This is a genomic window from Nocardiopsis sp. NPDC006139 (assembly GCF_040614155.1).
Classification (GTDB): Bacteria; Actinomycetota; Actinomycetes; order Streptosporangiales; family Streptosporangiaceae; genus Nocardiopsis; species Nocardiopsis changdeensis.
Genome location: NZ_JBEXTT010000008.1, coordinates 90855 through 110409 on the forward strand (window position 1 = coordinate 90855; position 19555 = coordinate 110409).

23 protein-coding genes are annotated in these 19555 nt (G+C 75.6%); 12 read left to right on the forward strand and 11 right to left on the reverse strand.

Annotation, left to right across the window (positions count from 1 at the left end):
* Window positions 1-15: 15 nt before the first annotated feature.
* The 5 genes from ABZ249_RS12745 to ABZ249_RS12765 all read left to right on the forward strand — a co-directional run bounded on the left by ABZ249_RS12745 (window position 16) and on the right by ABZ249_RS12765 (window position 3754).
* Window positions 16-576: a DUF4291 domain-containing protein gene (locus ABZ249_RS12745; RefSeq protein ID WP_355261287.1), complete on the forward strand. Its 561-nt coding sequence runs from the start codon at window positions 16-18 to the stop codon at window positions 574-576.
* Between the two features lie 235 nt (window positions 577-811).
* Window positions 812-1201 carry a VOC family protein gene (locus ABZ249_RS12750; protein ID WP_355261290.1) on the forward strand — a complete coding sequence of 130 codons (390 nt, stop codon included), beginning with the start codon at window positions 812-814 and terminating at the stop codon, window positions 1199-1201.
* Between the two features lie 109 nt (window positions 1202-1310).
* A complete protein-coding gene (locus ABZ249_RS12755; RefSeq protein ID WP_355261293.1) occupies window positions 1311-2057 on the forward strand; it encodes a phosphotransferase in 747 nt (248 codons plus the stop codon).
* A gap of 23 nt (window positions 2058-2080) precedes the next feature.
* On the forward strand, window positions 2081-2908 hold the full coding sequence (locus ABZ249_RS12760) for an aminoglycoside phosphotransferase family protein (protein ID WP_355261296.1): 828 nt from the start codon (window positions 2081-2083) through the stop codon (window positions 2906-2908).
* Between the two features lie 90 nt (window positions 2909-2998).
* Window positions 2999-3754, forward strand: a complete 756-nt coding sequence (locus tag ABZ249_RS12765; protein ID WP_355261299.1) for a DUF899 family protein — start codon at window positions 2999-3001, stop codon at window positions 3752-3754.
* 80 nt (window positions 3755-3834) lie between these two features.
* Here the strand turns inward: ABZ249_RS12765 and ABZ249_RS12770 are convergent, their stop codons facing one another.
* The 7 genes from ABZ249_RS12770 to gdhA form a co-directional block, all read right to left on the reverse strand.
* On the reverse strand, window positions 3835-4362 hold the full coding sequence (locus ABZ249_RS12770) for a DUF1062 domain-containing protein (RefSeq protein WP_220561009.1): 528 nt from the start codon (window positions 4360-4362) through the stop codon (window positions 3835-3837).
* A 250-nt stretch (window positions 4363-4612) separates the two neighbouring features.
* Window positions 4613-5482 carry a GNAT family N-acetyltransferase gene (locus ABZ249_RS12775; RefSeq protein WP_355261303.1) on the reverse strand — a complete coding sequence of 290 codons (870 nt, stop codon included), beginning with the start codon at window positions 5480-5482 and terminating at the stop codon, window positions 4613-4615.
* Between the two features lie 100 nt (window positions 5483-5582).
* The gene (locus ABZ249_RS12780; RefSeq protein ID WP_355261306.1) at window positions 5583-6779 is read right to left on the reverse strand and encodes an erythromycin esterase family protein; all 1197 of its coding nucleotides are present in this window, start codon (window positions 6777-6779) and stop codon (window positions 5583-5585) included.
* Between the two features lie 99 nt (window positions 6780-6878).
* Window positions 6879-7634, reverse strand: a complete 756-nt coding sequence (locus ABZ249_RS12785) for a MerR family transcriptional regulator (protein WP_355261309.1) — start codon at window positions 7632-7634, stop codon at window positions 6879-6881.
* Window positions 7635-7651: 17 nt separating this feature from the next.
* Window positions 7652-8542 (reverse strand): DUF2268 domain-containing putative Zn-dependent protease, encoded by an 891-nt coding sequence (locus tag ABZ249_RS12790; protein WP_355261312.1) that lies wholly within the window; start codon window positions 8540-8542, stop codon window positions 7652-7654.
* 65 nt (window positions 8543-8607) lie between these two features.
* The gene (locus ABZ249_RS12795) at window positions 8608-9114 is read right to left on the reverse strand and encodes a DinB family protein (protein WP_220561004.1); all 507 of its coding nucleotides are present in this window, start codon (window positions 9112-9114) and stop codon (window positions 8608-8610) included.
* 189 nt (window positions 9115-9303) lie between these two features.
* On the reverse strand, window positions 9304-10677 hold the full coding sequence (gene gdhA, locus ABZ249_RS12800; protein ID WP_355261315.1) for an NADP-specific glutamate dehydrogenase: 1374 nt from the start codon (window positions 10675-10677) through the stop codon (window positions 9304-9306).
* Window positions 10678-10909: 232 nt separating this feature from the next.
* Here gdhA and ABZ249_RS12805 point away from each other — a divergent pair, with 232 nt between their 5' ends.
* On the forward strand, window positions 10910-11629 hold the full coding sequence (locus ABZ249_RS12805) for a GNAT family N-acetyltransferase (RefSeq protein WP_355261318.1): 720 nt from the start codon (window positions 10910-10912) through the stop codon (window positions 11627-11629).
* Window positions 11626-12747, forward strand: a complete 1122-nt coding sequence (locus ABZ249_RS12810) for a Gfo/Idh/MocA family oxidoreductase (protein WP_355261321.1) — start codon at window positions 11626-11628, stop codon at window positions 12745-12747. The genes ABZ249_RS12805 and ABZ249_RS12810 overlap by 4 nt, the downstream gene beginning before the upstream one ends.
* Window positions 12748-12876: 129 nt before the next feature.
* Here ABZ249_RS12810 and ABZ249_RS12815 read toward each other — a convergent pair whose 3' ends face one another.
* On the reverse strand, window positions 12877-13254 hold the full coding sequence (locus tag ABZ249_RS12815) for a hypothetical protein (RefSeq protein ID WP_355261324.1): 378 nt from the start codon (window positions 13252-13254) through the stop codon (window positions 12877-12879).
* 130 nt (window positions 13255-13384) lie between these two features.
* Here ABZ249_RS12815 and ABZ249_RS12820 point away from each other — a divergent pair, with 130 nt between their 5' ends.
* Complete coding sequence (locus ABZ249_RS12820) at window positions 13385-14143, forward strand: phosphotransferase (protein ID WP_355261824.1); 759 nt, start codon at window positions 13385-13387, stop codon at window positions 14141-14143.
* A gap of 13 nt (window positions 14144-14156) precedes the next feature.
* Here the strand turns inward: ABZ249_RS12820 and ABZ249_RS12825 are convergent, their stop codons facing one another.
* Window positions 14157-14720: an XRE family transcriptional regulator gene (locus ABZ249_RS12825; RefSeq protein ID WP_355261327.1), complete on the reverse strand. Its 564-nt coding sequence runs from the start codon at window positions 14718-14720 to the stop codon at window positions 14157-14159.
* A 41-nt stretch (window positions 14721-14761) separates the two neighbouring features.
* Here ABZ249_RS12825 and ABZ249_RS12830 point away from each other — a divergent pair, with 41 nt between their 5' ends.
* Entirely contained in the window at window positions 14762-15286 is a 525-nt protein-coding gene (locus ABZ249_RS12830) for an N-acetyltransferase family protein (protein ID WP_355261330.1), read from the forward strand.
* Window positions 15287-15384: 98 nt separating this feature from the next.
* Entirely contained in the window at window positions 15385-16350 is a 966-nt protein-coding gene (locus ABZ249_RS12835; protein ID WP_355261333.1) for an EamA family transporter, read from the forward strand.
* Between the two features lie 19 nt (window positions 16351-16369).
* Here the strand turns inward: ABZ249_RS12835 and ABZ249_RS12840 are convergent, their stop codons facing one another.
* Window positions 16370-16771, reverse strand: coding sequence for a DUF2784 domain-containing protein (locus ABZ249_RS12840; RefSeq protein ID WP_355261336.1), 402 nt, complete (start codon window positions 16769-16771; stop codon window positions 16370-16372).
* A gap of 129 nt (window positions 16772-16900) precedes the next feature.
* Between ABZ249_RS12840 and ABZ249_RS12845 the strand changes: the two genes are divergently transcribed.
* Window positions 16901-17734 (forward strand): sugar nucleotide-binding protein, encoded by an 834-nt coding sequence (locus tag ABZ249_RS12845; protein ID WP_355261339.1) that lies wholly within the window; start codon window positions 16901-16903, stop codon window positions 17732-17734.
* Between the two features lie 7 nt (window positions 17735-17741).
* Here ABZ249_RS12845 and ABZ249_RS12850 read toward each other — a convergent pair whose 3' ends face one another.
* Entirely contained in the window at window positions 17742-18170 is a 429-nt protein-coding gene (locus ABZ249_RS12850; protein ID WP_355261342.1) for an HIT family protein, read from the reverse strand.
* 175 nt (window positions 18171-18345) lie between these two features.
* Here ABZ249_RS12850 and ABZ249_RS12855 point away from each other — a divergent pair, with 175 nt between their 5' ends.
* Complete coding sequence (locus ABZ249_RS12855; protein ID WP_220560993.1) at window positions 18346-19350, forward strand: DUF2804 domain-containing protein; 1005 nt, start codon at window positions 18346-18348, stop codon at window positions 19348-19350.
* Window positions 19351-19555: the final 205 nt, after the last annotated feature.

Here is a 19555-nt window from a genome sequence, read left to right on the forward strand (position 1 = left end):
GACAGGATGCGGCCCATGACGCAGTACCGGATCCGCGCCGACTACGACGCCCGCACCATCGTGGTCTACCAGGCGTACCCGCCCGCGATCGCCGACGCCGCACTGCGGGCGGGGCGCTTCGTCGCCCCCTTCTCGTTCCAGCGGATGACCTGGATCAAGCCCTCGTTCCTGTGGCTGATGCACCGCAGCAACTGGGCCCGCAAACCGGGGCAGGAACGCGTCCTGGCGGTGCGGATGACCCGGCAGGGCTGGGAGCGGGCCCTGTCCCAGGCCGTACCGACCACCGCCGCCCCAGAGAAGCTGTCCCGGGCCGCCGTGCACCTGCAGTGGGACCCCGAGCGCTCGCTGCGCGGAGCGGCCCTGAACCACTACAGCATCCAGGTCGGCATCGGCCGCCACCTGATCCGCACGTTCGCCGAGGACTGGGTGGTCGGCCTCACCGACCTCACCCCGCAGGTCCACAAGGCGGCGGCGCTCGTCCGCGGCGGGCGCGCCGACCAGGCCCGGCGGCTCCTGCCCCCCGAGCGCGTCTACCCGGTGGGCCCGGACCTGGAGGAGCACCTCACCCCGGCCTAGGAGGCGGCCCGCCGGCCGACGGGCGTGGCGGTGGACGGGGGCGGAGCCGGCCGGATGGTCGGGCGAGCCGTGGCCCGCCGGTGCGGGCGCGCGGCGCCGGACATGGCGGTGAGAGCCCCGTCGAGGTCGCGGTGAGGAACGCACCGGTCGGGGCGCGGCAAATGGATGGCGCCGGCGCACGGTTCTTCGGCAGGGTGGAGGCGGGAACACCGGTGCCGGAGAAAGGGATGCCGACATGGCCAGCAAGTTCACCGAGCTCGCGTTCGACTGCGCGGATCCGGAGGCCCTCGCCCGGTTCTGGTGCGAGGTCCTGGGCTATGAGGTGCAGGGGCGGGAGGACGGCTTCGTTTCCATCGGCTCACCCGGGGTCCCCGAGGGCGCCCGGCGGCCCGGACCGGTCCCCCCGGTGCTGACCTTCGCACGGGTACCGGAGGGCAAGGTCGTCAAGAACCGGCTGCACATCGACGTGAACCCGACCGACCGGGACCAGGCCGAAGAGGTCGATCGGCTGCTGGGGCTGGGCGCCCGGCGCGTGGACGTGGGCCAGGGCGAGGGGGACACCTGGGTGGTGCTGGCCGATCCGGAGGGCAACGAGTTCTGCGTCCTGGCCACACGCCGCCCCTAGGGCTGTTCGGCGGATCGTTCCGGGTCGCGCCCCCGGGCCGACCCGTGGCCGCGCGGCGGGGCCGGGGCGCGGGAAAACCCCTGGCCCCGCCGGAGTGCGCCCTGTGACAATGCTCCACGTGGAAGAGGTCGAGGTGGTCGTCGCCCACCGGGACTGCGCGACACTGCGCGTCGGCGACGTGTTCCTGAAGGTCGACGCCGACCAGAGCCGCACCGACACCGAGGTCGAGGCGATGGCCCTGGCGCCGGTCCCCACCCCCGAGGTCCTGTGGCGCAGACCCCCCGCGCTCGCCCTCGCCGCCCTCCCGGGCCGACCCCTGGGCCGCCTCGGCGAACCGTCCACCGCGTCACCGGCGGCGTGGGCCGCGGCCGGGGCCGCCGTGCGGGCACTCCACGACGCGCCGCCGCCCCCCTGGCCAGGCAGGGACCCCGACCGGCTCGCGGCCGACCTGGACGCCGAGTGCGCCCGCCTCCTCGACGACGGCCTCCTCCCCGCCGACCTGGTCGCGCACAACCGCCGGCTCGCGCAGGCCGCGCTGCGGCCGTGGACACCGGTGTTCGTCCACGGCGACCTGCAACCCGCCCACGTGTTCGTCGACGGCGACGAGGTCACCGGCGTCATCGACTGGACCGAGGCGGGACCGGGCGACGCCCTGTTCGACCTCGCCGTCCTGACCCTGGGCCACGAGGAGCACCTCGGCGACGTCATCGCCGGCTACGGCGCCGACGTCGACCCCGACCTGATCCGCGCGTGGTGGTCCCTGCGCTGCCTGCTGGCGATCCGCTGGCTGGTCGGGCACGGCTTCGACCCGGCGGCGCCGGGCTGCGAGATCGACGTGCTCAAGGCCCGGATGTGAACACCGAGAAAGGACCGACCCGCATGCGGGCAGCACAGTTCCCACGGGCGGTGGCCGCGGCCACCGCGATCGCCTCCTCGCTCGGCCTGGCCGCCCGGGACGCCGTCGTCCTCCACGACTCGAACAAGCTCACCCTCCGGCTGCTGCCCTGCGACGTCCTGGCCCGGGTGGCGCCGACGGCCGAGCAGGTCGCGCGGTTCGAGGTCGACCTCGCACGAAGGCTCGTCGGGGCCGGCTGCCCCGTCGCCGCCCTCGACCCCCGGGTGGAGCCGCGCGTGCACGAACGCGACGGCTTCACGGTCACCCTGTGGACCTACCACGAACCCGTGACCTCCCACCCGGTCCCGCCGGCCGACTACGCCGACGCCCTGGAACGCCTGCACACCGGCATGCGCGGCATCGACCTCCCCGCGCCGCGGTTCACCGACCGGGTCCGGGACGCCCAGCGGCTCGTGGCGGACCGCGACCGCACCCCGGCGCTCACCGACCCCGACCGCGAACTGCTCGGCGACACCCTGGCCACCCTCAAGAGGACCGTCGGCGAACGCGGCGGCGCCGAACAGCTCCTGCACGGCGAGCCCCACCCCGGCAACCTGCTCACCACACGCGAGGGCCCGCTGTTCGTCGACCTGGAGACGTGCTGCACCGGACCCGTCGAGTTCGACCTCGCCCACGCCCCCGAGGAGGTCGGCGCGCACTACCCGGGAGTCGACCACGACCTGCTGCGCGACTGCCGGATCCTCGTGCTGGCGATGGTCGCCACGTGGCGCTGGGACCGCGACGACCGGTTCCCCGACGGACACCGGATGGGCACCGAATGGCTCGCCCGGATCCGGGCCGCCCTCGCCTGAGGAACACCGCGCGCCCCCTCGCGATGAGTTCCGGCCCGGGTAGGGGTCTGTCATAGTGACCGACCCGGCACGAGACACCCGGAGGACACCATGACGACCACCCACGGCGGCCCGGGCACCACCGCGCTCCCCGGCCGCCCGCCCGTCGTCGACCAGGCCACCTGGCAGGCCGCCCGCGACGAGCTCCTCCTCCGAGAGAAGGCCCACACCCGCGAGGGCGACGCCATCGCCGCCGCCCGCCGCCGCCTGCCCATGGTGGAGTTCGACGGGACCGTCGAGGTCGTGGGCGCCGACGGCCCCGTCCCGTTCACGGACCTGTTCCAGGGACGCGACGAACTCGTGGTCTACAGGCACATGTGGAACGACGGAGAGCCCCACCAGGGCCAGTGCTACGGCTGCACCACCGCGGCCTGGCACCTGCGGGACGCCTCCTACCTCAACGCCCGCGGCGTCTCCCTGGCGTTCGTGACCGAGGGCCGCTGGGAGGAGGTGGAGCCCTTCGTCGGGTTCATGGGCTACACCCAGCCCTGGTACTCGGTGCGCGGCCTGCCCGAGCCCGTCGGCGGCGAGATGGGCTACCTCGTCTGCTACCTGCGCGAGGGCGAGCGCACGTTCCTCACCTACTCCACCACCGGCCGCGGCTGCGAGCGGGTCAACGCCTCCATGGGCCTGCTCGACATGACGCCCTACGGCCGCGGCGAGGCGTGGGAGGACAAGCCCGAGGGCTGGCCCGAGGGCGGGGACTCCTGCTGGACCTGGTTCACCGACGCCGACGGCAACCCCACCTGGGGGCCGACCGGCCGCCCCACCCCGCAGTGGACCCGCCCCGGGGCGACCCGGCTGTAGGCCCCGCGGCCGCACCGGACCGCCCGACGGGGGCCGGTCGGGGCGGGGCACGCCGCCGCGCCCCGCCCCGACCGCACGGGCTACAGCAGCAGGAACGAGAAGTCCTGCGCCGTCCTGCGCTTCAGCGGGAAGTCCGCCTTGACACGGCGGGCGACCTCGCCGCGGCTGATGCCCAGGGCCTGGGCGATGAGCCGTTCGGGGCGGACCGGCACGGGGTCCTCGAAGGACACCTCGACCCGGACGGGCCACGGGTCCTCGGGGGCCGGGGGCGCGTCGAGCTCCCAGCAGCCCTCCCAGTCGAGCGCGAACCGGTTGCGCCGGGCGGTCGACGGGTCGAGCAGGACCCGGGCGACGAGGTCCGCCGAGTTGGCGGTGTACCCGGCGAGCAGGTCCGCGGGCAGCGAGCGGACCGGGACGCGCTCATGGACGATGAGCTTGCCGGTCCGGTCGCAGCCGACGCAGTTGACCAGCAGCCAGACATGGAGCAGTTTGCCGTTGGCGTTGACGCGGAACCGGCCGTCCTTGGTGGTGGCGCGCTCACAGGAGCAGTCCACGCAGGTGAGGACGGGCAGGGGCAGGCGGGTGCGCCGCACGGCCCAGGGCAGCACGGAAAAAGTATGTGAGGACAAACCTGATCTCTCTCAAGACCTGACGGAGTGCACGGGAAAGAGAGCCGACGGTGTCCGTCGGCGTCCGATGCGCGAAAAAGCGTCAGGGTCAGAGAGCAGGGGGCGTCATGCGCGCGTTGTCCTCACGTAGGTGAACGGGGCGGGAACACGCTAGGGCCCCGCCGCCCGCCGGGGCAACACATTTATCCGGACGCCGCCGGCCGGCGGGAGGCCCCGGCGCGCGGACCCCTCAGGAGAACGCGTACACGGTGAAGTCGGCCAGCGGGACGTACCCGATCCGCCGGTACAGGGCCGTGCTGGTGGGGTTGCCCGGGTCGGCGAACAGCACCACGTCCGTCGCGCCCGCCGCCAGCGCGGCCCGGCTCACCTCCACCGTGACGGCGCCCGCGTAACCGCGCCCGCGCAGGTGCGCCGGGGTGGAGACGGGGTCCACGCGGACCATGCCCGCGACCATCGGGGTCGTGCCCGCCATGGAGGCGGGCGTACCGTCCGGGGTCTCCCAGAAGGTGAAGCCCTTGTCCCCGAAGCGCGTCTGCGCCCAGTTCCCGGCGTCGATGGCGTCGATGGACTCCTGCTCGCCGACGTCGACGCAGAAGTCCCGGCACCAGCGCACGACCCGCTCGCGGTCCCCCGGGCCCGCGACGCGCGCCCGCCCCGCCGGGACCGGCCCCGGCGCCGTCAGGCCGCCCAGCCGGTGGAGGCGCACGCGCCACTCCCCAGGGGTGGCCGCCGCGCCCGTGCGCCGCTGCCACGCCCGGGCGAAGGCGGCGGCGGTGTCCCGGTCCGCGAGGACGCCGGGCAGGGAGCTGCCCAGGCCGGAAAGGCGGGCGGCGAGGGCGTCGGCCTGCCCGGGGGACACGGCGGTGAGATACAGGCGGCGGCCCCCGAGGCGGTAGAAGAAGGCACCGACCCCGTCCCCGTCCTGCCACCACCCGAGCTCGGCCGGGTCGGCGCCCGGCGGGCCCGCTCCGCCGGCGCGCGCCTTCTCCAGCGCCGTCAGCGGTGTGGTGTGCAGGGCCGGGCGCGAGCGCAGGAAGCCCCCGGCCCGGTCGAGGAAGGCGTCGATGTCGTCGGTGAGGTGCCAGCCGTCCGGATGCATGCGCGCCATCCTCCCGGAGGGCCGCCCCCGGCGCCAGACGGTGTTCTCGTGAACCCGCGGTCCGTGCCCGGTGTCGCAGGAGGGCCTCCGGGAGCAGACGCTAGGCGGTCCCCCGGGCGAAGGCGAGGCCGTCCAGGCCGGGCAGGTGGGCCGGGTCCAGCGGCGCGTAGCCGAACCACGGGGACACCCGGGCGGCGGGCTCCGCGCCGGCGAGGGCGGCGGCCAGCCCGGCGGGGTCGACGACGCAGCGCTCGCCCGGGAGCGCGTACAGCATGCCCTCCACGGTGTCGGGGGGCGGGGCGCCCACCCCCCGGTCGCCGATGGCGCCCACGGCGGTGGCCCAGAACGCGTACTCCTCCCCCAGCCGGGTGCCCGCCAGCGCACCCGCGCTCCACCAGCGCACCGGTCCCTGCCACATGGTCATGGTGCTCTCCTGCCGCTGGAAGTGGCTGTTGTGCCCGCTCGCCAGGACGGGTCCGCGTTCGGCGAGGGCGAGCAGCTCGGCGGCCATCATGGCGTCCCGCACGCCCAGCAGCCGGTCCATCCGCCCCGGCGAGGTGTCGGCCATCCAGTGGTGGTAGCGCAGCAGGCCCAGGGCGGTGCGCCCGTCCTGGCGCGCCCGCTCCCACTCCTCCGGGGAGGAGGACGCGATCAGGTGCGGCGCCTGTTCGTCGAGCAGCGCCACCAGGTCGTCGGCGATCAGCCGCAGCCGGGCGGCCTCGGCGGAGCGCCCCACCGACCGGGCCGGGTCCATCATGGCCTCGGGCTCGGTCCACCGGCCGTCGTCGCCGAGCAGGCGGTCGAGCGTGTCGGCGGTGCACGGGAGCAGGTCGGCGCCGACCCGGGCGGCGAGGTGGCCGTGGAGCCCGGTGAGGGCCCGCCGGGGGCTGTCGGCGGCGGTGATCTCCAGCGGGCCGTCGAACCCGGCGAAGCGGACCTGTTCGGACGCGGGCCGCCCCTCGTTGTGGGCGCGCATCCAGCGCACCAGGTCGCGGTTGCCCGGGAAGGCTCCCCACCCGTGGCCGAACCCCTCCTCCATGGCCCGGTCGAGGGTGCCCGTGCCGGAGGTGACGTACCCGTCCACGATCCGTCCCTTCAGGCAGTCGCTCTCCAGCGCGATCGTCCGGTACCCCGCCTGCTCGACGAGGATGCGGAAGAGGTCGTTGCGCAGCCGGAGCAGGGCGTCCTGCCCGTGGGCGGGCTCGCCCAGGGCGAGCAGCCGGGGCCGGGCGGGGAGCAGGTCCAGGACGGCGGCCGCCTCGACGGGGCGTGCGGCCGGTGCGATGTCGATAGCCATGCCTTCAACGCTATCTTTGAAAACCCGGGTGAGACTTTCCGCGGAGAACCCCGGGACCTGCGGCAAGAACCCTCAAAGCCGCTGGTACCCCGAGGTGTCCTACATGCGGGTGCGGGCGTACAGCCGCAGCGCCTCGCGCACGAACTCCGCGCCCTCCCGGTCCCCGTAGGTCCGGGCGAACGCCGGGTCCTCCACGTAGGTGTCGGCCAGGCACGTCACCATCGCGATCGACCGCTCCCTGTCGCCCGCGTGGACCGGGGTGCCCGGGATCGCCAGCCACTCCACGTGCCGGGCCGCCAGCTCCTGGGCCCGGTCGGAGTCCGGGGCGGCGCCCTCCCGCGAGGCGGCCGCCCAGTCGGCGACCAGCGCCTCCGTCGCGCGCTTCCACTCCCGCTGCTCGCGCACGCTCTTGTTGTGCCACCACTCGTTGCCCGCCCGGAACGCCTCCTCGCCCCAGCGCTCCACGACCCCGTCCTGGTAGCGGTCGTTGAACCCCTCGAACATCACGTCCGGGCAGGGGTCCACCCCCTCCTCCCGCGCCCGGAGGGTGTGCCGCACCTCCCGGATGTACCGGTCGATCCGTTCGCGCTCCTGCTCCAGGGCGGCGATGTGCGCCCGCAGCCCCTCCGCCTCGTCGACCTCCTCGGCCAGCACCCGGCCGATGTCGGCCAGGCCCATCCCCGTGCGGCGCAGCAGCAGGATCCGCTGCAGGCGGGCGACCTGCTCGGGACCGTAGTGGCGCAGGCCCCCCGGCCCCGTCCGGGAGGGGGACAGCAGCCCGACCTCGTCGTAGTGGCGCAGGGTGCGGCTGCTGACGTCCGCCCGCGCCGCCAGCTCCCCGATCGTCCACTCCACCGCCGTCCCCCTTCCCGTCACCGGCCCAGCCGGGCCAGTGCGGTGTCGATGACCTCCGCGTGGTCGTCGCGCAGCGCCTGGGCCGCGGTGCGCCCGGTCGCCGCCAGGTAGGCGTCGACCAGCCGGTTCCCGACCGCGTACCCCGCCCCGGCGGGCAGCCCCACCGGGGCGGTGCCGAAGCGCCTGGCGCTCTCGTCGCCGTGCACCCAGGCCGTGAAGTTCTCCATGCCGGTCACCCCCAGCCCCGACACCACCTTGTCGAACACCGCCTCGTCGCGCAGGTGCGGCACGGCGATGCGGGTGCGGCCCAGGTCGTCGCCGTACAGCTCCCGGGCGAAGGCGTCGGCCAGCCCCTCGCCCACCACGTGCTCGCCGACCGTGACGGTCGCCGGGTCCCACACCACCCCGCCCGGGGCGTAGCGCAGGTTGTGGTGCAGCTCGTGCACGGCGGTGGTCTCCAACCGCTCCAGGTTCTCCCGGAACGGCCACAGCGTGATGGTGATGTACCCCCAGATGCCGCCGAACCCGGCCACGCCCAGCACGGTGTCCGTGAAATGGGCGTCGCCCGGGTCGCCCAGGGTGAGCAGCACCGTGACGTCGTGCGGCTCCAGCCCCGGCACGGCCTCGGCCAGCCGGGCCGCGCCGCGTTCCATGGCGGCCCCGATCCGGTTCCACGCGTCGGCCCGCGCCAGGTCCTCCAGTGCCGCCAGGCACCGCTCCTCGTCGCGGTCCAGCGGGAAGCCCATGCCCCGCAGGTGCACGTCCACCAGGTCGACCTCCACGGGCGCGAAGCGGTACATGCCCCGCACGGGTTCGAGCATCTCCGCCAGCAGTCCGGGGCGGTCTTCGGCCGGGGCGCGCAGCACGCGCTCCATGCCGGTACGGGTGTCCACGACAGTGATCTCCATGGCCCCGACGCTAGGGGTTGACGCTGCGTCAACCGCAAACCGGCGGACCGCCGCCCCCGCTCCGGTCAGAAGCCGGTCGCGCCGTCCACCCGCTCGCGCAGCAGGTCGGCGTGGCCGTTGTGGCGGGAGTACTCCGAGACCATGTGCATCAGGATCCAGCGGTGGGAGACGGTGTTCCCCCGCCACTCCCTCCGGGCCAGGGCGTCCAGCGGCAGCGACGCCGACACCTCGCGGGAGCGCTCCACTCCGGCCCGCCACAGCGCGAACGCCTCCCGCACCGGCGCGGTGTCCGCGCCGAGGAAGTCGCCGTCGGGGTCCTGCGGGGACTTGACCGGGTTGGGCGTGTCCTCTCCCATCAGGTGGCGCTGGAACCACGTGAACTCCACGTGCGCCAGGTGCCGCACCAGCCCCAGCAGGGACATCTGCGAGGGCGGCACGGAGCGCTCGCGCAGCCCCGCCTCGTCCAGGTCGGCGCACTTGAGGGCCAGGGTCTCGCGGTGCCAGTCCAGCCACTGGGTCAACATGGTGCGCTCGTCGGCCACGAACCGCGGGAACACACGGGGATCGCTCATGGCCGCGACCCTAGGGGCGCCCCGCAACGGCGGTCAACGGAAAATACCGCCCGCCCCCGCACCCGGCCGGATGGCCGTCGGCCGGGGCGGGCGGTGGGGCGGCAGGACGCCGCCACCGCACCGGCCCCGGCCGGTCGGAGCCCGTTCCCCGAACGTCCTCCCGTGCCGCCGGGCACGAACCGAGACCGGCTAGACGAGCCCCTGGGCGAGCATGGCGTCGGCCACCCGCTCGAACCCGGCCGCGTTGGCCCCCAGCACGTAGTCGCCCGGGGCGCCGTGGCGCTCGGCCGCCTCCTCGCAGCGGTCGTGGACGTTGGCCATGATGCGGGCCAGCTCCGCCTCGGTGTACTCGAACGACCACGACTCGCGGCGGGCGTTCTGGCGCATCTCCAGCACACTGGTGGCCACCCCGCCCGCGTTGGCCGCCTTGCCCGGGGCGAACAGCACCCCGGCCTCGCGCAGCACCCGCACCGCCTCGGGGGTGGTGGGCATGTTGGCGCCCTCCGCGACCGCCGCCACCTCGTTGCGCACCAGGGCGCGGGCGTCCTCGGCGTCCAGCTCGTTCTGGGTGGCGCACGGGAGCGCCACCGCGCACGGCACCTCCCACACGCTGCCGCCCGCCACGTACCGGGCGGCGCCGCCGCGCCGGGCGGGGTAGTCGGCGACCCGGCCCCGCTCCACCTCCTTGATCTGCTTGAGCAGGTCCAGGTCCAGGCCCTTCTCGTCCAGGACGTAGCCGCCCGAGTCGGAGCAGGCCACCACCACGGCCCCCAGCTGCTGCGCCTTCTCCGCCGCGTACAGGGCGACGTTGCCCGACCCCGACACCACCACGCGGGCGCCCTCCAGGGACCGGCCCCGGCGCTCCAGCATCCGCTGGGCGAACAGCACCGCCCCGTACCCGGTGGCCTCGGTGCGCACCCGCGAGCCGCCCCACTCCAGGCCCTTGCCGGTGAGCACCCCCGCCTCCCAGCGGTTGGCCAGGCGCCGGTACTGGCCGAACAGGTAGCCGATCTCGCGGCCGCCCACCCCGATGTCCCCGGCGGGCACGTCGGTGTGCTCGCCCAGGTGGCGGAAGAGCTCGGTCATGAACGACTGGCAGAACCGCTCGACCTCGGCGTCCGAGCGCCCCTTGGGGTCGAAGTCGGAGCCGCCCTTGCCGCCGCCGATGCTCATCCCCGTCAGCGCGTTCTTGAAGATCTGCTCGAAGCCCAGGAACTTCACCACGCCCAGGTCCACGCTCGGGTGGAAGCGCAGGCCGCCCTTGTAGGGGCCCAGCGCGCCGTTGAACTCCACCCGGAAGCCCCGGTTGACGTGCACACGGCCGCGGTCGTCGCGCCAGGGGACACGGAACACGATCTGGCGCTCGGGCTCGCACAGGCGCTCCAGGATCCCGGCCTCGACGTACTCGGGGTGCTGGACCAGCACCGGGGAGAGGGTCTCCAGGACCTCCAGCACGGCCTGGCGGAACTCCGGCTGGTCGGGGTCGCGGCGCACCACCCGCTCGTAGGCGGCCCGCACGGCGGGGTGGTGGTCGGCCAGGCCGGTGACGTGGACGTCGGACATGCGCAACGCGGTCCTCTCGATGGCGGCGCCCCGACGCCGGGCGGGGCGACCGCGACATGACGGGGTCGTGGCTGTTTCGGTGGCGTGCCATCGACGTTACACACGCTCCCACCGGCACCCCCGCCCCCGGGGTACCCCACGGCCGACCGGCCGGGACGGTCCCCCCGGTGTGGTCGAATGGCAGACACCAGCCCCAGGGGCCCCACCGGCCCCGCCCCGCGCGAGGAAACCGATGCCGAACCCGCCCGCCGCACCCCTGCCCGACCTCGTCCGCCGCTGGCAACGGGGCTGGGGGACGGCGCGCTCCCTGCCCGAGCCGGCCGAGGCCGACGGGGCGCTGCGCGTGCGCTTCGGGTTCGCGCACCGCCACGACGAGTACATCCTGCTCGACGCCGACGGCGCCCCCGACACCATCGCCGCCGCCGCCGAGCGCGTCCTGGCCTCGGAGCACACCGACTGGCTGACCGTGCCCACCGCCGCGCCCGACAAGACCGCGCTGCTGCTGGAGGAGGCCGGCCTGGCGGTCGACCCGGGCACCGAGACCCTCATGACCGCGGACCTGGACGAGCACCCGTCCCTGGACCCGCCCCGCCCCTACCGCGTCACCGTCGGCAGGGCCCGCGCGGTGATCCGGGTGCGGGTCTCCACCGCCCAGGGCGAGGAGGCCGCCACCGGGGTCATGGGCATCTCGGCCGACGACGCCGTCGCCGACTCCATCACCACCGAACCCGACCACCGCCGCCGCGGCCTGGGCGCGGCCGTGATGTCGGCCCTGGCCGGGCACGCCCGCCGCGCGGGCGCCGTCCACGGCCTGCTGGTCGCCTCCCCGCAGGGGCGCCACCTGTACACCTCCCTGGGCTGGACGCCCCGTGCCACCGTCCTCATCGCCCGCACGCCGCCCGGAAAACCCCGCGCGCCCGGCCCCGGCCCTGCCCCATCATGGGCGCCATGACAGACCCTCTCCGCCCCGGAACAGCCGTCCCCTCCGCGCCCTCGCCCGCGCGGGAACCGTCCGCGCGACCCGTGCGGATGGGGGTGGTCGGCCTCGGGCAGGGGCTCCACCTGGCCCGCTGGGCCCGCAGGGTCGGCATCGACGTGGCGGCCGGGTGCGACACCGACCCCGCCGCCCGCGAACGGGCCCGCGCCCACCTGCCCGGCGTCCCGCTGGGCGGGCACTGGCGCGACCTGCTCGACGCCGACCTGGACGGGGTGCTCCTGGCCGACGACTTCGACACCCACGCCGCACCCGCCCTGGCCTTCCTCGAACGCGGCGTCCACGTCCTGTCGGAGACCGCCGCCTGCACCGACGCCGAGCAGGGGCGCGCCCTGGTCGAGGCCGCCGACAGGTCCCAGGCCACCTACTCCTTCGCCGAGAACTACGTCCTGCACCCGCACGTGCGGGTCCTGCGCCGGCTGGCCGCCGAGGGCGCCCTGGGCCGGATCTCCCTCATCGAGGCCGACTACCTGCACGGCATGTCACCGGAGGCGGTCCGCGCCCTCACCGGCGACCCCGCGCACTGGCGCGGCCGCATCCCCTCCACCGCCTACTGCACGCACTCGCTGTCGCCGATCCTGGCCGTCACCGGGGCGTGGCCGGTGGAGGTCACCGCGTTCCCCGTCGACACCGCCGACCCGCGCCGGGCCGCCGTGATGGCGGTGCGCCTGTCCACCGGCGCCCTGGCCCTGACCCGCAACGGCTTCCTCCAGGGCGAGTCCGACGCCCACTGGAGCCGGATGTCGGTGCACGGCACCCTGGCCGCCGCCGAATCGGTCCGGGCGGCCGGGGAGCGCGCCTGGTCGGTGCGGGTACGCCGCGAGGGCTGGACCCGCGACGACGGCGCGGCCCACGAGGAGGAGCTCACGGCCCCGCCGGTGCTGCTGGACGGCGCCCCTCTCGCCCGGGGGGAGGAGGGCACGGTGCTGATCCTGCGGGGGTTCCGCGACACGGTCGAACACGGCACCCCGCCCCCGGTCGGGGCGCGCGAGGCGGTGGCCGCCTCCCTGGTCGGGGTGGCCGGCGCCCGCTCGCTGGCCGAGGGGTCGCGGCCGGTCCCCGTACCGCTGCCCTGACCCCGCCCGGCCGACGGCCCCCGGCCTCCCTCCCGCCCGCGGGCGGGACGGACGGAGCAGGGTGCACGCCGCACCGCCACGAAGGAGCGGCCGCCCCGTGCGGGCGGCGGGCCCGGCCGGGGCGGGGGATCACCGCCGCCGCGGCGCCCCGCGCAGCCGGGAGCGCACCCGCTCGGCCCGTTCGTCCGCGGCCCCGTCGCCCCTGGCCGAGCGCCGCCCCATCTTGTACAGGACCTCGGTCGCCAGCGGCACGTCGGGGGCCTTGGCCCAGCGGGCGCGCCGGTTGCGCTCGACGCGCTCCTGCACGTCGGCGCCCGCGTCCAGGTCGGCGGTGGTGCGCCCGCCGGACAGGGCCACGGCCTCCGCGCGCCGGTTGCGGCGCGAGACCCGGCTCTTGGCGCGGGGGACGCCCTTGCGCGAGGCCTTGTCGTTCTCGCCGTACCGGTTGCGGCGGTCACGGGTGTAGGACAGCAGCTTCTCCTCCTGCGGAGAGCGGCGGCGGGCCATGGGCCCTCCCTTCGTTCGCCATCTGCCACCGATCCTGTCCCCCGCCCCGGCCGCGGCGCCACCGGTTTTCCCGCCGCCGGGCCCGTGCGAGGCTGGGCCCGTGAACGACCCCCTCCCCCTGCCCGGCGGCATGATGAACACCGTCACCCGCCGCGGCGACCGGGTGCTGCGCACCGCCCCCGCCACCGCCGCCGCCCTGCACCCCCACCTGCGCGCCCTGCCCGGGGCCGGGTTCGACGGCGCGCCCCGCCCGCTGGCGCTGGGCCCCGACGGCCGGGAGGAGCTGGGCTTCGTCGAGGGCGAGGTGGCGCTGCCCCCGTTCCCCGCCTGGGTCGCCGACGACGCGGTCCTGGCCTCGGCCGCCCGCCTGCTGCGCCGCTACCACGACGCGGCCGCCCGCGTCCCCGTGGACACCGCCGCGCCCTGGCCCGCCGACCTGGCCGACCCGCACGGCGGACCGCTGCTGTGCCACAACGACCCGTGCGTGGAGAACCTCGTGTTCCGCGGGCGCAGGGCGGCCGCCCTCATCGACTTCGACCTGGCCGCCCCGGGCCGCCCGCTGTGGGACGTGGCCGCCCTGGCGTACTACATGGGGCCCACCCTGCCCCCCGAGGCCGCGGCCGGGACGGTCTGGGAGGGCCTGGACACCGCCCGCCGCCTGCGAGTGGTCGCCGACGCCTACGGCCTGTCCGGCGCCGACCGGGCCCTGCTGCCGCGGACGGTGGAGGACTACCTGGCGGTGGCCCGGGCGTTCGTGGCCGGGCGGGTCGCCGCGGGCGACGCGGCGTTCGTCCGCGCCCACGCCGGTTCCGGCGGCTGGGAGCGCTGGGACCGGCGCCGCGACCGGCTCGCCGACCAGCGCCCCCGCCTGGTCCGGGCGCTGGCCTGAGGCCGGCCCCCGGTCAGGGGGTGCGGCGGGTGACCGCCACCAGGTAGCGGCACTCGCCCCGCCCGGGGTTGTGGAACTCGCAGGGGGCCGCCGAGCCCAGCCGCAGGCAGTCGCCCTCCCCCAACCCGTGCACGGTCTCCCCCTCGGTGAACTCCAGGGTCCCCTCCAGGACCCAGATCTGGTGGTGGGTGAAGGCGTAGGCCTCGGCGGGGAAGGCCACCCGCGCGCCCGGCGGCAGGTGCACCTCCACCAGTTCCAGGCGCCCGCCCGAGGCGGGCGAGACGGCCCGGCGGGTGTAGCCGGTGTCGGGGTCGGTCCACACCGGCTGGTCGGCGCGCCGGACCAGCCGGCGCTCGCCGCGCTCGGCGTCGGCGATCAGCTCCGACAGGGTGATGCCCAGGGCCGCCGACAGCCGCCCCAGCAGGGAGGCGGTGGGCTGGACGTCGCCGTTCTCGATCCGGCTGATCATGGTCCGGGAGACCCCGGACAAATCGGCCAGGGCGGCGCCGGTCAGGCCCCGGTCCGAGCGCAGGCGCTGGAGGGTGGTGGCGAGGGCCACAGAGAGGTCATCGCTCATGGTGTTCACTATAGTGAACATATTCGTTTAGCATCCTCACTATGAACGCGATGCCCGCCCTCCACACCGTCCGTGACGCCACCCCGGCCGACGCCGCCGCCTGCGCCGACATCTACGCGCCCTACGTCACCGACACCGCCATCACCTTCGAACTGGAACCCCCCACCGCCCGGGAGATGGCCGCCCGCATCGCCACCGCCCAGGACCGCCACGCCTGGCTCGTCCTGGAGGACGCCGAGGGCACCCTGCTGGGCTACGCCTACGGCGGCACCTTCCGCACCCGCGCCGCCTACGACCGCTGCTGCGAGGTCAGCGTCTACCTCCGCCGCGGCCTGCGCCGCACCGGCGCCGGGCGCACCCTGTACTCGGCGCTGCTGCCCCGCCTGGCCGAACGCGGCATGACCCGCGCCATCGCCTGCATGACCCTGCCCAACGACGCCAGCCTGGGCCTGCACCGCGCCCTGGGGTTCACCGACGTCGGCGTCATGCACCGGGTCGGCCGCAAGCACGACGCCTGGCACGACGTCGCCTGGGCCGAACTCGACCTCACCTCCCCGAACACCTGACCGGCCCGCCCCACCGGCCGCCCCGGCGACACGGGCCGCTCCCCCCTCCCTCTATCCTCGAAAGATCCCACCTTTTCCGCGCCGCCCCGGGAGAGCCCGTGCCCCCAGCACCCGCCCGCCACCGCCCCACCGGCCTGGCCTTCGCCCTCGCCTCGGCCCTGGCGTTCGGCGGCTCGGGCGTCTTCGCCCGCCCCCTCCTGGACGCCGGCCTGGACTCGGTCCACGTCACCTGGCTGCGCCTGGCCGGGGCCGCCCTCCTGCTGCTGCCCGTCGCCGTGCGCCACCGCCGCCTGCTGACCCGCCGCCCCCTGCTCATCCTCGCCTACGGCGTGTTCCCCATGGCCGGGGTCCAGGCCCTGTACTTCGCCGCGATCGCCCGCATCCCCGTCGGCATCGCCCTGCTCATCGAATTCCTCGGCCCCGTCCTGGTCCTGGTCTGGCTGCGCCTGGTACGCCGCACCAAGGTCCCCCCGGCCGCCGTCGTCGGCGTGATCATGGCCGTCACCGGCCTGGTCCTGCTGCTGGAGGTATGGGCGGGCATGCGCCTGGACGCCGTGGGCGTCGGCCTGGCCCTGGGCGCGGCCGCCGCCCAGGCCGCCTACTTCCTGCTGTCGGACCGCACCGGCCAGGACGCCGACCCCCTGGCCGTCATCGCCTTCGGCTCCCTCACCGCCACCGTCCTGCTGCTGCCCCTGGCCCGCCCCTGGTCCATGGACTGGGAACTGCTCGCCACCACCACCGCCCTGGGCCCGCTGCCGCTGCCCGGCTGGTCCCTGGCCCTGTGGCTGGGCCTGGTCTCCACCGTGATCGCCTACTTCACCGGCATCGCCGCCGTACGCCTGCTGTCCCCGCAGATCGCCGGAGGCGTCGCCTACCTGGAGGTCGTCACCGCCATCGTGCTCGCCTGGATCCTGCTGGGCGAGGCCCTGGCACCCGTGCAGATCCTCGGGGCGGCCGTCATCGTCGCCGGGGCGTTCATCGCCCAGACCGCCGTCCCGGGCACCCCCGAACCCCCCGCCCCCGCGGAGCCCGCCGACCCCGACCGGCCCGCCGCCCTGGCCTGACCGGCCGGGCCGGCAGCCCTCAGCCGCCCCCGCCCACCGCGAACGTCTCCCGCCCCCGGGCCGCACGGCGCCGCGCCGACCACCAGGCGCCCGCCCACGAGCAGGCGACCACCGCCGCGATCACCACCCGCGACGTCATCAGGTGCTCGCGCGGGTACAGGGTCCCGGTCAGGTAGAAGTCGATGAACCCCGACTCCATCACCGCTCGCCCGGTCGTCGCCCGCGACCAGTTCTCGATCTCGGTCAGAAAACACGGCCAGTCCACGATGACGATCCCCAGCGCGTAGGCGGCCACCCCCAGGTGGACCCAGAACAGGCGGGGACGCCACCAGGCGGCGAAACCGCCCAGGACGACACAGGCGAAGAACACGAAGTGCAGGGCCGCGGCGGCGTACCCGGCCGCGAGGACGAGGGAGGTCATGCCCCGAAGCTACGCAGCCGTCGGCCCCCCGCCATCCGCACGCGTACTCACCCCGCCTGAGCACCCGTACTCATCCGCACCCGCGCGCCCGCCCTGCGGCCCGGCCGCCCCCCGGTAGCGTGTGCGTCCATGACCACCGCACCCTCCCTCCTCGTCCTGGGCGCCAGCGGCCACCTGGGCGGCGAGGTCGCCCGCCGGGCCCTGGCCGCCGGCCACCGGGTGAGCGCCACCTCCACCACCGGCGCCCCCGCCGCCCCGGACATCGCCTGGCACGCCCTGGACCTGCGCGACCGCGACGCCGTCACCGACCTGGTCCGACGGGTGCGCCCCGAAGCCGTCGTCAACACCGCCTACCGGCAGGGCGACTGGGCCGTCACCGCCGACGGCGCCGCCCACGCGGCCCTGGCCGCCGCCGCGGCCGGCGCCCGCCTGGTCCACGTCTCCAGCGACGCCGTGTTCTCCGGCACCGCCCCCGCCTACCCCGAGACCGCCCTCCCCGACCCCGTCAACCCCTACGGGGCCGCCAAGGCCGCCGCCGAGACCGCCGTCAAAGCCCTGCACCCCGAGGCGGTCATCGCCCGCACCTCGCTGATCATCGGCGGCAACGGCTCCGCCCACGAACAGCGCGTCCACCACCTGGCCGCGGGCGGCCCCGGAGCCCTGTTCACCGACGACGTCCGCTGCCCCGTCCACGTCGGCGACCTGGCCGACGCCCTGCTGGAACTGGCCGCCTCCGACCGCACCGGCGTCCACCACCTGGCCGGACCCGACGCGCTCAGCCGCCACGCCCTGGGCGTGCTCATCGCCCGCCGCGACGGCCTGGACCCCGACCGGCTGCCCCGCGGCCGCCGCGCCGTCTCCGGCCCGCCCGGCCCGCTGGACGTGCGCCTGGACTGCACCGCCACCCGCGCCGTGCTGCGCACGCGGCTGCGCGGGGCCCGCGCCTTCCTGGCCCCGCGCTGACCCGCCCTCACTCCCGGGGCACCAGGGCGCGCAGCCGGGCCGCCTGCCCGTCCAGCACCGCCCGGTCGGCCTCCTCCCACACCGCGTGGATCGAGAAGGGGTCCCCCGCGAACCGGGGGAAGACGTGCAGGTGCACATGGAAGATCTCCTGCCCGGCCGCCTCACCGTCGGCCAGGAACAGGTTCACCCCCTCGCACCGCACCGCGCCGCCGCGCAGGGCCGTCCCCACCCGGCGGGCCACGCTCCACAACCGCGCCCCGACCGCGTCGTCCAGTTCGCCCAGCTCCGCCACGTGGGCGCGCGGCACCACCTGCACGTGCCCCGGCGTCACCGGGTACAGGTCCATGAACGCCACCACCAGGTCGTCCTCGTAGACGGGGCTGGACGTCAGCCGGCCGGCCGCGATACCGCAGAACTTGCACTCGTCGTCCGTCAAAGGACCTCCTCGTGGGCCGAAGACCCGCGGCGGGGGCGCCGCGGCACCACCACCGTCGCACGCGCCCCCCGCCGGGCACCACGCCTTTTCGGCTCCACCGCGCCGCACCGGCCCCGGGCGCCACGGGCCCCATGGCTCCTACCGCCGGCGGCCGGTGCCGCCTATGCTGCCGGTCATGCCAACGCACGAGCGGGAGATCACCGCCCCCGTCGACCTGTGCACACCCCGGGGCCGCCTCGACCCCCGGGCCGTGGGCTGGTCCCGCACCCCACTGCACACCACCGCCCTGCCCCGCGGCCGCGGACGCCGCAAGAAATGGGAGTACTGGTGCGTCCTGACCCCCACGCACCTGGTCGCCCTCACCGTCGCCGACCTCGACTACCTGTCGCTCACCTCCGTCTACCTGCTGGAATACGGGGGAGTGGAGACCGGCCGCAGCCACCTGGGCCCGCTCGGGCACGGGGTGCGCCTGCCCGACACCCTCAACGCCGGACCCACCACCGCCCTGGGCCCGGTCCGCGCCCGCATCACCCCCGGCCCCGACGGCGACCGCCTGCGCTTCGCCTGCGACACCCCCCGGGGCCGCCTGCACGCCGACCTCACCGTCGGCCTGCCAGAGGGGCACGAGACCATGAACGTGGTCATCCCCTGGAGCCCCACCCGCTTCCAGTACACCTCCAAGCACACCGCCCGCCCCGCCCACGGCACCGTCCGCCTGGGCGAGCGCACCCTGGACTTCTCCGGCGGCTGGGGCGTCCTGGACCACGGCCGCGGCATCTGGCCCTACGACACCCTCTGGAACTGGGGCGCCGCCGCCGGAGTCACCGACTCCCACACCGTGGGCCTGCAACTGGGCGGCCGGTGGACCCGGGGCACCGGCCTGACCGAGAACGCCCTGTGCGTGGACGGCCGCCTGACCAAGGTCGGCGAGGAACTCCAGTGGGACTACGACCCCGACGACGACTCCTCGCCCTGGTGGATCCGCTCCCCCTCGGGGCGGATCGACCTGGTGTTCACCCCCTTCCACCGCCGCCTGGACCGCACCGACGCAGGGGTCCTGGTCAACGACACCCGCCAGTGCTTCGGCCACTACACCGGCACCGTCCGCACCGACGACGGCACCGAGATCTCCGTGGACGGCCTCACCGGCTTCGCCGAACACGTGCACATGCGCTGGTGAAACCCCGCGCCGCTCCGGGCGCACCGCCCCCGGCCGGGCTACCGTCGGCGGTGTGAACGACCCGTGGACCCGCCCCCGCGCGAACGCCCGCGGCACCGCCGTGCCGCGGGCACCGGCGGGGCGCCCCGGGCCGGCACCCGAACGTGAGCCCACCTGAACACCGCCCGTAAGGAGCGCTCACCCCTGCGGCACAGGCGATCCCGAC

Coding starts and splice junctions, on each gene's coding strand:
- ABZ249_RS12805 (WP_355261318.1), top strand. CDS start 10,910: ATGCCGAACCCGCCCGCCGCACCCCTGCCCGACCTCGTCCGCCGCTGG.
- ABZ249_RS12750 (WP_355261290.1), top strand. CDS start 812: ATGGCCAGCAAGTTCACCGAGCTCGCGTTCGACTGCGCGGATCCGGAG.
- ABZ249_RS12765 (WP_355261299.1), top strand. CDS start 2,999: ATGACGACCACCCACGGCGGCCCGGGCACCACCGCGCTCCCCGGCCGC.
- ABZ249_RS12755 (WP_355261293.1), top strand. CDS start 1,311: ATGCTCCACGTGGAAGAGGTCGAGGTGGTCGTCGCCCACCGGGACTGC.
- ABZ249_RS12820 (WP_355261824.1), top strand. CDS start 13,385: ATGATGAACACCGTCACCCGCCGCGGCGACCGGGTGCTGCGCACCGCC.
- ABZ249_RS12830 (WP_355261330.1), top strand. CDS start 14,762: ATGAACGCGATGCCCGCCCTCCACACCGTCCGTGACGCCACCCCGGCC.
- ABZ249_RS12775 (WP_355261303.1), bottom strand. CDS start 5,482: ATGCATCCGGACGGCTGGCACCTCACCGACGACATCGACGCCTTCCTC.
- ABZ249_RS12790 (WP_355261312.1), bottom strand. CDS start 8,542: ATGGAGATCACTGTCGTGGACACCCGTACCGGCATGGAGCGCGTGCTG.
- ABZ249_RS12745 (WP_355261287.1), top strand. CDS start 16: ATGACGCAGTACCGGATCCGCGCCGACTACGACGCCCGCACCATCGTG.
- ABZ249_RS12840 (WP_355261336.1), bottom strand. CDS start 16,771: ATGACCTCCCTCGTCCTCGCGGCCGGGTACGCCGCCGCGGCCCTGCAC.
- ABZ249_RS12845 (WP_355261339.1), top strand. CDS start 16,901: ATGACCACCGCACCCTCCCTCCTCGTCCTGGGCGCCAGCGGCCACCTG.
- ABZ249_RS12825 (WP_355261327.1), bottom strand. CDS start 14,720: ATGAGCGATGACCTCTCTGTGGCCCTCGCCACCACCCTCCAGCGCCTG.
- ABZ249_RS12855 (WP_220560993.1), top strand. CDS start 18,346: ATGCCAACGCACGAGCGGGAGATCACCGCCCCCGTCGACCTGTGCACA.
- ABZ249_RS12760 (WP_355261296.1), top strand. CDS start 2,081: ATGCGGGCAGCACAGTTCCCACGGGCGGTGGCCGCGGCCACCGCGATC.
- ABZ249_RS12810 (WP_355261321.1), top strand. CDS start 11,626: ATGACAGACCCTCTCCGCCCCGGAACAGCCGTCCCCTCCGCGCCCTCG.
- gdhA (WP_355261315.1), bottom strand. CDS start 10,677: ATGTCCGACGTCCACGTCACCGGCCTGGCCGACCACCACCCCGCCGTG.
- ABZ249_RS12815 (WP_355261324.1), bottom strand. CDS start 13,254: ATGGCCCGCCGCCGCTCTCCGCAGGAGGAGAAGCTGCTGTCCTACACC.
- ABZ249_RS12795 (WP_220561004.1), bottom strand. CDS start 9,114: ATGAGCGATCCCCGTGTGTTCCCGCGGTTCGTGGCCGACGAGCGCACC.
- ABZ249_RS12780 (WP_355261306.1), bottom strand. CDS start 6,779: ATGGCTATCGACATCGCACCGGCCGCACGCCCCGTCGAGGCGGCCGCC.